This is a genomic window from Bacillus nitratireducens (assembly GCF_036320425.1).
GTDB lineage: Bacteria > Bacillota > Bacilli > Bacillales > Bacillaceae_G > Bacillus_A > Bacillus_A nitratireducens.
Map to the genome: position 1 here is coordinate 284,766 of NZ_JAUMJO010000001.1, position 15,035 is coordinate 299,800.

General features: G+C 34.0%; 13 protein-coding genes and 2 other annotated features. All 13 genes read right to left on the reverse strand.

Features of this window, described 5'->3' with window-relative positions:
• Positions 1-3 precede the first annotated feature (3 nt).
• The 13 genes from Q3V31_RS01565 to Q3V31_RS01625 all read right to left on the reverse strand — a co-directional run bounded on the left by Q3V31_RS01565 (position 4) and on the right by Q3V31_RS01625 (position 14,971).
• On the reverse strand, positions 4-684 hold the full coding sequence (locus Q3V31_RS01565; protein WP_000119498.1) for an MgtC/SapB family protein: 681 nt from the start codon (positions 682-684) through the stop codon (positions 4-6).
• Positions 685-857: 173 nt separating this feature from the next.
• Complete coding sequence (locus tag Q3V31_RS01570; RefSeq protein ID WP_090813181.1) at positions 858-1,514, reverse strand: YkyA family protein; 657 nt, start codon at positions 1,512-1,514, stop codon at positions 858-860.
• Between the two features lie 14 nt (positions 1,515-1,528).
• Positions 1,529-2,350: a peptidoglycan-N-acetylglucosamine deacetylase gene (locus tag Q3V31_RS01575; protein ID WP_000409396.1), complete on the reverse strand. Its 822-nt coding sequence runs from the start codon at positions 2,348-2,350 to the stop codon at positions 1,529-1,531.
• 102 nt (positions 2,351-2,452) lie between these two features.
• A complete protein-coding gene (locus Q3V31_RS01580) occupies positions 2,453-3,814 on the reverse strand; it encodes a sensor histidine kinase (RefSeq protein ID WP_090813180.1) in 1,362 nt (453 codons plus the stop codon).
• Positions 3,811-4,500, reverse strand: coding sequence for a response regulator transcription factor (locus Q3V31_RS01585; RefSeq protein ID WP_001274205.1), 690 nt, complete (start codon positions 4,498-4,500; stop codon positions 3,811-3,813). The genes Q3V31_RS01580 and Q3V31_RS01585 overlap by 4 nt, the downstream gene beginning before the upstream one ends.
• 13 nt (positions 4,501-4,513) lie before the next feature.
• Complete coding sequence (locus Q3V31_RS01590) at positions 4,514-5,761, reverse strand: hypothetical protein (RefSeq protein ID WP_090813179.1); 1,248 nt, start codon at positions 5,759-5,761, stop codon at positions 4,514-4,516.
• 164 nt (positions 5,762-5,925) lie between these two features.
• A complete protein-coding gene (locus Q3V31_RS01595; RefSeq protein WP_000093637.1) occupies positions 5,926-6,927 on the reverse strand; it encodes an LCP family protein in 1,002 nt (333 codons plus the stop codon).
• Positions 6,928-7,285: 358 nt separating this feature from the next.
• Positions 7,286-9,589: a glycoside hydrolase gene (locus Q3V31_RS01600; protein ID WP_329761854.1), complete on the reverse strand. Its 2,304-nt coding sequence runs from the start codon at positions 9,587-9,589 to the stop codon at positions 7,286-7,288.
• Between the two features lie 206 nt (positions 9,590-9,795).
• A complete protein-coding gene (locus Q3V31_RS01605; protein ID WP_000095426.1) occupies positions 9,796-10,008 on the reverse strand; it encodes a DUF6366 family protein in 213 nt (70 codons plus the stop codon).
• Positions 10,009-10,124: 116 nt separating this feature from the next.
• Positions 10,125-11,018: a homoserine kinase gene (gene thrB / locus Q3V31_RS01610; protein ID WP_000612652.1), complete on the reverse strand. Its 894-nt coding sequence runs from the start codon at positions 11,016-11,018 to the stop codon at positions 10,125-10,127.
• A complete protein-coding gene (thrC, locus tag Q3V31_RS01615) occupies positions 11,015-12,073 on the reverse strand; it encodes a threonine synthase (RefSeq protein WP_000276431.1) in 1,059 nt (352 codons plus the stop codon). Before thrC ends, thrB begins: the two co-directional genes overlap by 4 nt.
• The gene (locus Q3V31_RS01620; protein WP_329761857.1) at positions 12,066-13,361 is read right to left on the reverse strand and encodes a homoserine dehydrogenase; all 1,296 of its coding nucleotides are present in this window, start codon (positions 13,359-13,361) and stop codon (positions 12,066-12,068) included. The genes thrC and Q3V31_RS01620 overlap by 8 nt, the downstream gene beginning before the upstream one ends.
• A 156-nt stretch (positions 13,362-13,517) precedes the next feature.
• Positions 13,518-13,749 (reverse strand) — a binding site (T-box leader).
• Positions 13,750-13,864: 115 nt separating this feature from the next.
• Positions 13,865-14,096, reverse strand: a binding site (T-box leader).
• Between the two features lie 236 nt (positions 14,097-14,332).
• Entirely contained in the window at positions 14,333-14,971 is a 639-nt protein-coding gene (locus Q3V31_RS01625) for a pyridoxamine 5'-phosphate oxidase family protein (RefSeq protein WP_000687792.1), read from the reverse strand.
• Positions 14,972-15,035: the final 64 nt, after the last annotated feature.

Below are 15,035 nucleotides of genomic sequence, written 5' to 3' on the forward strand. Positions count from 1 at the left end.
TAATTATCTACTTTCAACTTCAACTGAGACAACACGATCAATCTCTTTTAGAGAACTGTATAACTCAGTTGTATATAAATCTTCTGGAGCTAAAATAACCATCTCCAATTGCTGGAATGCTCCATTATCAATATCTTTAATTTTCACTCGTTTCACATGCATACCTAAATTTTTAATTTGCTTAAATATACCATCTAATTCTTGATGCTCTTTTACAGTAATTTTTATAGATAAGTCCTTTTGTCTTAATGAATAAGGGCCTGCAATTTTCACAATTTGCGGAAGTACGTTAATCGCTAAAATAATTAAAATCATAGCAACCGTCGCTTGTATATAAAATCCTGCTCCAATCGCAATACCTAAAGCTGAAGCAGCCCACACCATAGAAGCTGTCGTTAATCCCGAAATAACGTCATTACTTCTTCGTAAAATTACCCCTGCTCCAAGAAAACCGATACCACTTACAATTTGGGCAGCAAGACGCATTGGATCCATATTTGTATGACCCGGTACAGAATAAACATTCACTGATTCAATTGAAACCATTGTAATTAAACAACTCGCTACGGAAATAACCATACTTGTTTTCACACCAAGCGGTTTATTCTTTAGCTGCCTATCTATTCCGATGAATAATCCTAAAAAGAGTGCTAAACCTAATTTGAATAAAAATTCATATGACATAATTCAATCTCCTTACTTTACAATGTTTCCCTTGGAATAATTCACTATAACTCTTTTATGATATCAATTCCAGTCTTTTCTATTCATTTAACGACAAAAGCCGAAAAAACATTTTTATTATAATGTTTTTTCGGCTTTTTCTATAGATTTTTTATCGTAATTAAGATACTTCTTTATTTTTGTTCTTTAATCTTAATTTGTGCATCTTTATAAAATGTTAATTTATTATCATTATACTCTTTTGTATATTTATTAAATTGTTCTTTCGCCTTTTGCGCTTCCACATTTAACCCATTAACAGTTTTAACTTTTTCACCAATTTCTTTTAACTTCGTTTCTTTTACTTTTAATTTTTCATACAGCTCTTTTTCAGTCGCTAACGCCTTCGTGTAATTCTCATTCATCTTTTGGAAGGCATCATAACGATTTTTATACGATTCTTCTACTGTTTTTGCTTGTTTTTGTAATTTCTTATCTTCGAGTTTTTCAATATTACTTTGAACAGATGTCGTTTCTTTCTGCGCTTTTTCTAACTGTTCCTTCGAGTTTTTCAATACTTTTTCACGCTCGTCTACATTTGCAGTAGCTTGCTCTATTTTCTTTGAAACTGCTTCATTATGCTCTTTACCTTCTTGTAAAATTTGAGAATAAAGTTCTTGTCCTTGCTGTTCTAACTTCTCTAATTTTTTTGTGTCATCTGCTAAAGATTTTTCTTGTGTAGCTGCTGCTTCAAAAGCCGTAAATAAATTTTCTTCTGGCTTTTCACCAAAACAACCTGATAATAATCCTACTGATAATGCTCCAACTACTGCTACTTTTCCATATTTCAACGTCAATTCCTCCATTACATACGGTTATCATGCCAGAGGTTCACGGGGAAGTGATTCTCTTCATGATATGCTTCAAACTCATAACCCTTTTCTTTTAGACCCTTTAATATTGCTGGCACAGCTGCGACTGATTGCGGATGAATATCATGCATTAAAATGACTTCTTGAGGATTTGTTGCACCAGCTAATACATTTTGAGCGATTTGTGCTGCCGCTGCATCGACTGGTACTTTATTGTATTTCCAGTCTAAAGAATCAATTGTCCAGTCCCATACTTTAAGACCACCCTCTACTACTTTGTTTCGAAGGTCTTCATTTAAACCAGGCTTCGACCCGTATGGTGGACGTGTTAATTTAGGTGATTTCCCAATAATATTTGCGATTAAGCTTTGATCTTCTTTCATTTCATTAACATATTCGCCATTTTTATATAACTTCGCAAAATTGTGTGTCATACTATGCATTCCAACATAATGACCCTCTGCATTTTCACGTTTTACTAAATCAGGAAACGCTTTTACATTCGCTCCGATTAAAAAGAATGTCGCCTTCGCATCATGCTGTTTTAACATATTTAATAATTCAGCCGTATATTTTCCTGGCCCATCATCAAATGTAAGATAAGCAACTTTTCTTTCCACTCCGTTAAAACGACTTGGTGCCGTTTTATTCATTTCAACTTTCGATTGTTCACTTGCAAGCTGCACTACATTTTCTTGTTTCGCTACAGCTTTTGCTGGTGAAGTAATAGATTGAAACATGAAATACCCAATAGCTACTATTGCAATCGCTATTAAAACGACTACTACACGTTTAAAGTTAAAAGCCTTTTCCATTCTATCGAATTCCTCTCTCTATTAATCTCATATATAAATCACCCAATATAATTATACATCTATTTATTTTTATTACACTATATAAACATACTTTATATAAAATTATAGTGGGAGTTTTATCAAAATTGTTGTTCCTACTCTTTCTCTACTTGTAATACTAAGCGTACCACCATGAAGCTCCACCATTTTTTTTACGATAGCTAATCCAATACCTGCGCCCTCAATATGGTTATTAATCTGATAAAATGACTGCTCTATAAATGGTAGATGCTCTTTAGCAATTCCAATACCTTGATCTGTCACCTTAATCACGGCTTTTCCATCACTTTTGGCCGCTTCAATGTAAATTGTACCTTTTTCATTTGAATATTTAATAGCATTGTGAATAATATTTAGAAAAACTTGTTTTAGTCTATTTCGATCTCCTACTAGTTCTACTCGTTCTAAATTAGCGACTAGTTGAATCTGTTTCTCTTCTGATTTAGGAGTTAATTGCCAAATCGTCTCTTCTAGTATATCGTACAATTGCACCTTTTGTTTATATAAATTAAAATGATTTGACTGCAATCTTGAAAAATCTAGTAACTCTTCTACTAAATGTATCAATCGGTCTGTTTCACCTGAAATAATTCCCATACCTTGCTTTATTTCTTCATCTGTTAAATGATCTACTGTTTTTAACGTCTCACTCCACCCTTTAATCCCTGTTAAAGGTGTTCGTATTTCATGCGAAATAGAGGCAATAAATTCATTTTTCATTTGCTCAGCTTTTTCTATTTTATCGGCCATATAATTTAAACTATGTGCTAACTCACCTAATTCACCAGGATAATCTTCTTTAATTTGCTCCTTTAATGTACCTTCTGCAATTTGCGAAGAAGCATGAATAATAGATTCGATAGGTTTCACAAACGAATTCGCCAATCGTCTACTTATTAAAAATACGATACCTGAGATGACAATTCCAACTGAAATAGTAAACAAAATAATTTCGATTATCTTTGCATTGACATCTGTTAACACAGTCGTATATTTTAAAACGCCAATAGTTTGTCCTTGATGAATCAGTGGACTATATACTTCTAATTGTTTCACACCATCTTTCGTAATAGTAACTTGATGATACATTTCTCCTTCTAGTAAAGAATATGGAATAATCACTTTACCTTCCACCTTTTGTCCACTTGACGACTGTATAATCGTACCATGACGATCAATCAATTGTAATTCCGTTCCTTCTAATTGGAAACTCTCAATTATTTCTCCGCTATATTCTTGCAAGCGAATAAAATATAGTGAATTGTATTCTGAGAAAAAACGTGTACTTGTCTTTGCATGAGATTCAACATATTGCACAATACCATTATAATAATATCGATAAATGGAAACTGAAAATACTACTTCAAATAATACAAGCATAAGTATAATGACCGTCATAAAATATAAAGTCACTTTCCGTCTCATCTTATAGTTTCCTTCCACACATATCCTTTTCCCCACACAGTATGGATAAACTCTGGTTCTGACGGATTACATTCTATCTTTTGACGTAACCGTCTCATATTTACATCGACTACCTTCGTCTCGCCTACGTAATTAGTTCCCCAAATCATATTTAAAATTTCATCACGCGAAACCGGCTTCGAAGCCTGATTCATTAAATACTGTAGTATCATGTACTCCGTAGGGGTTAAATCAACTAATTGTCCACCTTTATATAATCTTTCTTCTATGATATTTAACGAAAACGGACCAGACGTGATTGTATTCGTTTTTTCTTCATGTACTTCTATTCTTCTTAATAAAGATTGTATACGTGCAATTAATTCTACTGGACTAAACGGCTTTGCGATATAATCATCTGCACCAATTCCTAGCCCTTGTACTTTATCTTCATTTTGTACACGTGCGGTTAGCATAATAATACCCATTTTTTTATTTTCTTCCCGGATAGCTTTACAAACTTGAAAACCATCAATCCCCGGCAACATAACATCAAGTAACGCTACATTAACAGTTTGTTCACTTAAAATCTGTAACGCCTCTTCTCCAGTACTAGCTTCTAATACATAAAATCCAGCACGTTTCAAATTTAAGACAATAAAACTACGGATTGGTATTTCATCTTCTAAAACTAAAATTGCTGACATAATTCCCACCTCCCTACTCTTGTTGATAATCCGCTAGCGGTTTTATATATGCTTTTACTTTTTCAAATTTAGATTGCTTCGGTACTGCATATACGTGAGAAGCCGTTTTAACAGCTGCCTCGTATCCTTTTATTTTGAACCATTCTTTCCGCTTAAAAATATGGACTTCAAGCCATATTTCATTTGTAGTTACATCTATAAATTTTTGAACATCCGATGCGTCTTGCTGAACTGGGACAGTTATTTTTCCAATTAGCGCTTGAGGGATTTTGACAAAATAACCTTTCTCTATATTGACATATCTTTCTTCTATCGGTTTAATTCCCTCTTCACTCCACTGTATATAACGTTCAAACATCGTGCTCTCTCCGTACGATACCTCTTCCCAACCTTTTGGACGCACAGTACGAACAAATTCAATAATACCGTCCTCATTAACGTCTTTACTTTCCACAACATACTCATTGAATAAGTCTTCTTTCCCATCCATAGGTAGTACTTCATAATGATCCTTATCAAATTTCGCTACATATGTTATACCTGAATGAGCCCCAATTCCTGCATCAATTACAATTGCCTTTAATGTTTTAGAAATATGGCCCATTTGTATTCTTTGAATACTATTTATAAAAGGATCAAATGTAACTTCTGATACTGTCTTAAACTGTTCAATGAACTCAACTTTCAATTGTTCGTCTTTTTTATACGTAACAAGACTTATATCATTAAGGCCATTTTGATTTAAATCCTCTATAAATAACTTCGTATATTGCCGATTATAAATCTCCTTCATATCATCATTTTCTTCCGAAAAAGCATACATTACATGTTCTAAAGATTCACGACTTACAGTGATCCCAATTAATAACTCTCGCTTCCCGTTCCCTGTAAAATCACCGACTTTAACGATATCTATATCCTCACCATCAAATGTATGAGTGGACTTTAGTTTCCAACCATTGTTGCTTTCCGCATAAATAGCTAAGTATATACTCCAATCTTCATTCTGTAATTTATAAAATACAATCGCTTCTTTTTTATTATCTTGTTTAAAATCCATTGACCAAATCATCTGTTTATCTTTATTAGACATTGGAGTAAGCAATCGATAATTAATAGGCAAATCTTTATCTATTTGCTCTTTTAATTCATTCATCCACTTTTCATTTGCAGGAGCTGCCATTAAACTTGTTGGAGCTTCAGACATTTTACATCCAGTCAATATAAAAATGATTCCCAAAATGCTTATCCATTTCTGCATATGATATCTTTCCTTACTACAGATTTTAAGTATTTCTCTATACTATTTGCTTCTCCAATATTCTCATATATATGAGTATAATTTTTCTAAAATAAAAAATCGTTACAGAAAAGTTACAATTATATTCCCATAAAAAAAGATTGGCGAAGGCCAATCTTTTTTGACTATTCATTTCGAGTTGGTTTTGGTGTAACACCTAAATGCTCATTTAACTTAGTCGAAATATCTTTCACATTTTTTTCGTTTGGAATGTAATAATAAATACCACCAATACGTTTATCAGTACCTTCAATTTGCATCTTTTCCATTTGCAAATCTGATCCTGCCATATTTTTCGTAATAGCAAGCATATCATCAAATGTTAAATTTGTTTTCATATTTTTATCAACTGCATCAAGTAACGAGCCCATTTTACTAATTGATTGAACAGACATAGCTTTTTTCGCAATTGCTTCAATTACAAGTTGTTGTCTTTGACCACGCATTGCGTCACTATCAATTTTACGCGTTCTAGCAAGCGCAAGGGCTTGTTCACCATTTAAATGTTGGTAACCTTTTTCTAAATGAATCATACCTGCTTGGTCTTTACTATCTTGTTCAGTGAAAGTAACCGGTACATCAATATCAATACCACCAATTGAATCTACAATTTGTACGAATGATTCAAAGTTAAACTTCACATAATAATCAACAGGAACATTTAAAAATCTTTCCACTGTATCTCTTGTGCTTTCAACACCGCCAAATACGTGGGCGTGTGTAATTTTATCTAATTTCTTTCTAGTTGGAATATAAACACGTGAATCACGCGGAATACTTACTAATTTAACTGATTTATCATCTTTATTAATTGTCGCTAATAAAAGTGCATCTGTTCGAACAGCTTCACCATATTGGTCTTTTCTCATTTCACTTCCATCTACACCCATGATTAAAATTGAAATGTTGTCCTTTAAAGGTTCAACTTCTTTATCACGCTTTGATGACTTATCAATTTTTGCATACGCATCACTTACAACAGCTTTTGCTTTGTTATATATAAACGATCCATATCCTACTCCTCCAAAAATAAGTAGGAAAAATGGAATTAAAATGAACCATTTTATTGACTTTCGTTTAGAACGTTTTTTATTGCTTCTCGTATTTTGTTCTAATTCAGAGCTCATGTTCATTCTCCTCTCTTTCTCTTTTCCTAGTATAATGTATGTCTAGTAATCTTCATATTGAATTTCCTTTCAATCACCTTACATTTTTGTAAGGTTACATCATGAATCCAATATGTATTCCATTTCACATTATACTCTCGTGCTTATTTTTGGCAAGTCACTGTTTATCAACTTCAAAAATTTAACACTTCAAAACATTTGAAATTACAGATTTATCATTCTTTTATTGCAGATAGTAAAATTTTCACCTCACAATTTAGCAGGAATAAAGAGTCCAGTTTGTGCCGTAAAATCTTGATTGGTGCGGACTATTAATCAGTGAGGGATAAATCCCCCCACTGATTAAAGTTTCACTTTATTATTTTTTATTTGGTGTGTACATTATTTGTTTCCCATTATTATTAATTAAAGCTGATTTTGCTTTTATTTTCATTTTTTCTATTTCCACATCTTCATTTGAGAAATTCACAATGATTTTAATATCTTTTCCATAAGAAGCCGATTGTACTAACTTATCTTCTGACAGATATGCAAAGTCCGTCATTTCTTCTTTTACTGCCTTTTTATGAACTTCATTCCAAACTTTCAGATGCTCTGTAATTTCTTTTTTATGCTTATTCCACTCTACTGCATCTAAATGGTACAACGGCGGAAAATTATACAATAACTCATATAGCATACGGCTTCCTACCTCATCTTTTACTTTCAAACTTCCCCATTCCCAGTGATGCGTTGTAATAACAGAATCGTTGTATACTAATTTATATAACGGAACCGAATATACTGGATTTAAATATACTTGTTTATATTCTTCTTTCAACGGTACTTGTTTTGCATATTTTTCGGGAACATTTTGATTGGGTGAATAATATCCACCGACATAATACGGGCTTGTTTTGTTTTTCCTCATATCTTCATCGTCCCATTTAATAACTGGAGTTTCAATTCCATGAGCAAATGCAATCGTACTACTTGCAAAGTCATTTCCGCCCTCAGAGCCAACTACCATACCTTTTTCTTGGGCAATATAATCCATTCGTTGTAATCTTGCTTTTAAGTCTTGTTCTTGTGACGTTATATGTTTTGCTGAATAGTCATCATAAATTTCACCTGTTGCATCACAATCAATAAACCATGAATTATATTTAGGACCATTTTGTAATATATCGTTCATTCTTTCTTTTACGCTAGGAAGTGATAATGTCGGATTTAGTTTTCTTCCTCTACCTAAAAATCCTTGCACCTTTTCTCCATTTTTCTTCGTTACAGTAGCCTCTTCATATAACGATGGATCATTAAAAGATGCTGTATTCCAATTCTTATCACCTTTCTCATGAATTGAGTGATAAGAATCATACGGACCAACTAAATATCCCATTTTCTTAGCTTCTGTAACGAAATTAGGCTGCATATATCCTTGTTCCCAGTTCGGTAGACCAATCCACGCTTTGTCTATTCCTGCTTCTTTCATTTCCTTTATAATATCTGTCCCATCTGCGTTACCCCATTTACTTACTTCTTCAACCGCGTCACCAAGTATCGACTTTAATAAATGCTTATTTAAGTTATATAACTCCATATTCGATAAGTGATCTATGCCTTTCTTTAATAGTGCACTAGCTTCCTGATCAACTTTAGGAAAAATATCCTCTTTATAAAATCCCTTCATTGATAATACTTCGTTTACATAACGCAAAATAACATTTTTTTGATACTTATCGATGAAATCTTGTTTACTTACTTGCTCAAATACATTCAATTCTCCAGGCTCTGAACTATTCTTTTGAATAAGCTCTTTTATATGGCTAAACACAGGGCTATTTATTTGCTCTCTTAGCTTCGGCCAATTTACGTTACTTTCTGATAATCCATTTTGATTCCAAAAGTAAAAATGAGCTGCCCCGTAAAGTTTTTCGATTTCTTTATTTTTTCTTGCCTTTTCTTGTAATGTTTTAAATTCACCTTTTCGAGCAATATTATCCTTATACAGTTTAGCAATACTTACTGCATCATTATTTGTCACATATAACTGAAATCCGTACGTTTTATTTTTATTTATACTCGGGAATTCATGTGTAAAATCAAATCCTATTTTCGGATCCGAATGAAATTTCAATTCATTATTAAACATATTGTTCGCAATATATACGATCGAATATTTCGAACCATTTAATGCGAAAAACTTCATAGAAAATGATTCAGCAAATGAATATGAATCATCCTTTAAAAACTTCTTCCAATTCTCATCATTACTTGGGATTTGCTTACCTTCCCATAACGGAAGTATATAATTTTCAGCTTGTACTTTCGGCCATGTAAAGCTTTCTGCACCAGTCGATTCCACTTCAATATTTAAGTGGTCTTTTTTCTTTTCTAAGTTTATTTTTACTTTTTCATCTGGATATTCCCACGATGTGCGATCCTTATCTTTTTTTACATTTGATACTTTCATTTTCGGTAACGGTTGTGATGCCTGTTCCTTTACGCCATCATGTTCTACAGTTAACGCGAAAGTCTCTGGATTTACATCGTAAGTAAAATCTTTATACGTCGCTTTCTTTATTTTAGACTCTTGTACAGTATTATTACCTTTTACATCACACCCAACTAAAGTCGAAAATGACATAGTTGTAAGAAGACATATTGCTATCATTTTTTTCATCTTCTGCACCTCCACCACTGAATATACAGGGGCTTTGTTACAGGAATGTGGCAAAAAATAATAGAGCTAGCGGCACTAGCTCTATTATGAGTATAAAAAAAATTCAAGAATAACTATTATCTGATTTAAAGAAAATATGTAATACAATAGGACTTTAATCCTAGTTTTTTATTCGCACTAATAATTAGAATTTCACCAAGCTTTCCTTAACTGAAAAAGTAAGTGTATATTATATATCCTAAAACTAGCACTAAAATTAATATCCCTGTACCTTTCCAATTCATGCCCCCTGTCATATCAACAGGGCTACCTGATTCCGCTCTATTGAGCCCATCATTCAAAGAACCGGTAGGGTTATTTTTCAACTCACTTTGTCTTATGTGTTCTCTTTTTTCTTCTGGTGACTCTTTTGAACTCATATAATCGCCTCCAAAATTAATGCGCGCTTTACTGAATTATACAATACTCATTTTCATTTTATATGCTGATGTAAAATATATTTACAACATAAAAAAGCTAGCGATGCTAGCTTTCTTTATAATCCAATATGTTCTTCCTTATTTACAGTAATCCCTTTATGATCGATTTCAAGCTCACATACTTTCATAGCGGTAAATACTCTCGCTAATTGCTCCGCAATTTCTTGTCGCTTCTCATATGGAGTTAATATAAAAATGGATGGTCCCGCACCGCTAAGTGCTGTGCCATATGCTCCGAATTCTTTTGCACATTTACGAATTGATGGTAATAACGGTACAAGTTCTAAACGATACGGCTCGTGAAAATGATCTCTCTCCATCATTTCACCTACAACTTCCCACTTCTTTTGACAAAACGCAGCTACTAATACGTTACTTATCGCACTAGCCTTAACTGCTTCATGAAATGGAAACATCTCTGGTAATACAGATCGACTCTCGTCCGTATTTAGCTCTTCATTCGGAATAAGAGAAATTACGCCTAATTCCTTACTTTCAATCCTTACGACAGAAACATTCTTTCCATCCAGTGCTCCGATTACAGTTCCACCTAATATAGAAGCAGCAACATTATCTGGATGTCCTTCAAAATTTGTTGCAATTTGAACTTTCTGATCAGTTGTTAAGTTCAAATTTCCAAGCTGATTCGCAAGCTCTATTCCCGCTACAATTGCTGATGCACTACTTCCTAGACCTCTTGTCAGCGGAATATTACTAGTAACTTCTATTATATAGGGTGATAAAGAAGGACATACTTTACATGCCGTGCTAACAATTAAATTTTTATCGTCTGTTGGAATTGAATCTTCAAAGGAATGGATTACTTGCCATTTATCTGCTTCCGCCTTTACCACCACATCTAAATATAATGACAATGCTATTCCTACTGAATCAAATCCAGGTCCGACATTCGCTGTACTAGCAGGGACACGTACTCTCAATGGTATCACGACATAATCACCCCTTTAATATGATCTTTAATTTGCTCTATATCATTTGACACACTTGCAATATCAAATTTATTAGAAGAAATTGCGATATCAGGATCTTTCAAACCGTTTCCAGTTAAAACTGCAACAACTGTTTCTCCCTTTTTGATTTTTCCAGATTGCACATGTTTAATGACGCCCGCTAATGAAGCATTTGATCCTGGCTCTGCAAAAACTCCTTCAGTTTTTGCTAACAATCTATACGCATGTAATATTTCTTCATCTGACACCATATCTATTTCACCATGAGACCGCTCGGCAGCCTCTACTGCATACGACCAACTCGCTGGGTTACCAATACGAATCGCTGTTGCAATCGTTTCAGGTTCTTCAATTACATGCCCTTTTACAATTGCAGCTGCTCCTTCGGCTTCAAAGCCGTGAATTCTTGGTTTTTTATAACCCTTTTCTTTTTCATATTCACAGAATCCTTTCCAGTATGCTGTTATGTTCCCTGCGTTCCCAACAGGAATAGCTAGAACATCTGGTGCATTTTCCAACTGGTCACAAATTTCAAATGCTGCTGTTTTTTGCCCTTCAATTCGGTAAGGATTTACTGAGTTTACTAATGTAATCGGCTCTTCTGCAGCAATATTTCTTACAGCCTTAAGTGCATCATCGAAATTCCCTTCTATTGAAATGATCTCCGCTCCATAAGCAACTGCTTGCGCTAATTTCCCATGCGCAATCTTTCCTTCTGGTATTACGATAATACATTTCATTCCGAGGCGTGCCGCGTATGCGGCAGCTGATGCTGATGTATTACCTGTAGATGCACAAATGATAGCCTCTGAACCTTCTTCTTTCGCCTTTGCAACTGCCATTACCATACCACGGTCTTTAAAAGAACCTGTTGGATTCGCTCCTTCATATTTTCCGTATAACTGAATCCCTAATTGTTTTGATATATTTAATAATGGAATCAGGGGTGTATTCCCTTCCATTAAGCTGACATCAGGTGTGTTTTCATTCACCGGTAAATAAGAAGCGTACTGTTTTAATAGTCCTTTATACATATTGTTTTTCCTCCTCAATAATGTAGTAACTGTTTATTTCACTTGCGACATCTTCTATCGCTCCTAAAACTTGTTCGAATTGATATTTTGAAGTTTGATGCGTCACAACTACTACTTCTGCATGCTCACGATTTAATGGTAATTGGATTACCTCTTTTAAACTAACAGAGTAATTAACGAAACATTCCGTTATTTCACGCAACATTCCAGGTTCATCTCGTAATGAAATACGTAAGAAATATTTCGAAACCACTTCTTCATCTCCTTGTAATTCATACGGTTCTGGTTCTTTTAACGCACTTTTATTTTTCGGAACTTGATTCATATTTTTAACGATTGAAATGATGTCACTTACTACAGCAGAACCAGTTGGTAACTTCCCAGCTCCAGGTCCGTAAAACATCACTTCTCCTACCGCTTGACCGTGAACATACACCGCATTAAATTCATTATTCACATTCGATAGCGGATGATGACGTGGTAATAAAGTCGGTTCTACACTTAAGTGAATGGATGATCCTTGTTTTTCAGCTTTACCAATTAATTTCATTGTAAATCCTAATTTTTCGGCCATCTCTAAATCTTCTTTTTCAACCTTTCGAATACCTCTAACTTGAACATCATCTAAAGAAACATTCATCGAAAAACCTAAGTTTGCAAGAATTGCTACCTTTCTCGCAGCGTCTAGTCCATCTACATCCGCTGTCGGATCTGATTCTGCAAACCCTAATTTTTGCGCTTCCTGTAAAGCCTCTTCATACGACCATCCATTTTGACTCATCTTTGTTAACATATAATTTGTTGTTCCATTTACAATTCCCATTATTTTTTCAATTTGATCTGAAGCTAGCCCGTCTGATAATCCTCTTAATATTGGAATCCCACCGGCTACACTCGCTTCGTAACATAAGTCACATTCATTTTTATTTGCCAGTTGCAGAAGCTCCGCACCATATACAGCCATTAAATCTTTATTTGCTGTTACGACATGTTTCTTACTTTGCAATGCCTTCACAATATGCACTTTCGCTTCTTCAATTCCGCCCATTACCTCTACTACAATATCAATATTTGAATCATTTAGAACTTCATCGACATTACTTGTTACTACGATTCCATCGATACAAATATCACGTTCTTTTTCCAAATCACGTACAACGACTGTCTTTACCTTTACTTCATATCCTGTATCAAGAGTGATTTTTTTATAATGTTCTTTCAAAATATGGACAACACCACTTCCGACAGTACCTAATCCTAATACCCCAACATTAATAACGTTATTCATCTTCTAATCTCCTCCTAAATAGTTTAATTGTTACACCTATGAATCACCTTACTCTGCTTTTTAATCATGCAGGTGGTGGTTATTTCCGTACGTACTAAACGCTTCATGTTACCGCACCTCCTTTCAAAGTGATAAAAAAAACACACTCATCCCTAGGAAAGGGACGAATGTGTTTTCGTGGTTCCACCCTTGTTCCAACCTAGACTTACTTTCTTCTAGATTGCTCAAGTTCAGATAACGGCTGATACCGTCAATAATTACTAGATTACTCGTTCACTATTGAAGTTCAAAGGTGGTAAGATCATTTTTCGTGTTAGGAAGCTCACACCCTTGACTTCCCTCTCTGTAAACCGTAAAAATGTTCTCATGTCCTTATCGTTACTTTTTCGCTCATGTTTATTTGTTAACTCATTATACTCGCATAAAAAACAAAATCAATACTATTTTTTAATTATTTTAAATTTTCAATCTTAAAAACTATAAAAAAACACACTCATCCCTAGGAAAGGGACGAATGTGTTTTCGTGGTTCCACCCTTGTTCCAATCTAGACTTATTTCCTTCTAGATTGCTCAAGTTCAGATAACGGCTGATACCGTCAATAATTACTAGATTACTCGTTCACTATTGAAGTTCAAAGGTGGTAAAGTCATTTCTCGTGTTAGGAAGCTCACACCCTTGGCTCCCCTCTCTGTAAACCGTAAAAATGATTTCATGTCCTTATCGTTACTTTTTCGTTCATGTCTATTTGTTAACTTATTATAGTTATCAACTTTTTAAAAAGCAAGCCTATTTTTCTTCACAATTTTAAAGATAATTTTTCATTATATTTCACAATAACATTTCATAAAGACTCCTCTTATTACGTATCTTACAACTTAACAACTTACAAGGCAGCAGTTCACATATGAAAATCTCATTCTAAAACGAGAAGATCCCGCTCTTATTAAAACTATATTAACAAAGTAATTTTCAATACAATCTTTTTGTATAACTTTCTTCTAAAGAACGTGCAACTTCCTCTTCTGAAGCATTCACTTTCGCATGCTCCATTAACATTTTCGCCGCTGAGGGTAGCTCTTTTTTATTTAACCATGACTCTGGATCCCACATTTTTGAACGAAGAAAAGCTTTTGCACAGTGAATATAGCATTCTTCTATTTCAACAACAATTCCAAGTAAAGGTTTTTTTCCATTTGCCTGCATTTCTTTCAAAATTTCTTCATCGTTTGTAATTTGTGCTCGGCCGTTTATTCTCAAGGACTCCCCGAGACCAGGAATGAAAAAGATTAATCCTACGTGCGGATTCGAAATAATATTTAAAATAGAGTCTATACGACGATTACCTGGTCTTTCTGGGATGATAATTTTATTTTCATTTAATACATATACAAATCCAGGTGCGTCTCCCCTCGGCGAAGCATCACACTCTCCGAATTTATTTGCAGTAGATAATACTAGAAAAGGCGATTTAGACAGAAAATCTACACAATGATGATCAAGTGATGAAATAACTTTTTTCAAAGCCCGTTCACTTGGTTGCCCCAATATTTGTCGTAATTCTTCCTCAGTTGAAATTATTGATTTTATTTCCTTATTCTCTATCTTCACTAATAATCACTCCTTTTTCTTTATTTTCCCAAAATTCAATACAAATATTGTATAATAAAATTTG